The sequence below is a fragment of the Isoptericola croceus genome (genome assembly GCF_029382255.1).
Classification (GTDB): Bacteria; Actinomycetota; Actinomycetes; order Actinomycetales; family Cellulomonadaceae; genus Isoptericola; species Isoptericola croceus.
Window position 1 is genome coordinate 1 of the sequence record NZ_JARLLG010000099.1, and the last position, 289, is coordinate 289.

The following is a 289-nucleotide window of genomic DNA, read 5'->3' on the forward strand; positions in this document are numbered from 1 at the left end:
TGACCGCCCGGCCGCAGCAAGCGTGCGGCTTCTCGGAAGACCGCCTGCTTGTCGACCGCGAGGTTGATCACTCCGTTGCTGATCACCACGTCGAAGCTGCCATCTTCAAACGGTGTCGCGTCGATGTAGCCCTTCACGTAGGTGATGTTGCGCACGCCCGCGCGCTGTGCGGCCGTCATGTCCAGGCCGATGACGGTGCCGGTCGGCCCGGTGAGCAGGCTCGCAACGAAGGTGTCCATGCCCGAGCCGCTGCCAAAGTCGACCACGCGCGCGCCCTCCATGTCGTCGA

Annotated in this window: 1 protein-coding gene; it reads right to left on the reverse strand. The window is 66.1% G+C overall.

Annotation, left to right across the window (positions count from 1 at the left end):
• The coding region (locus PZC42_RS20835) for a methyltransferase domain-containing protein (RefSeq protein WP_277213994.1) at positions 1 to 289 on the reverse strand (289 nt) is incomplete at both ends.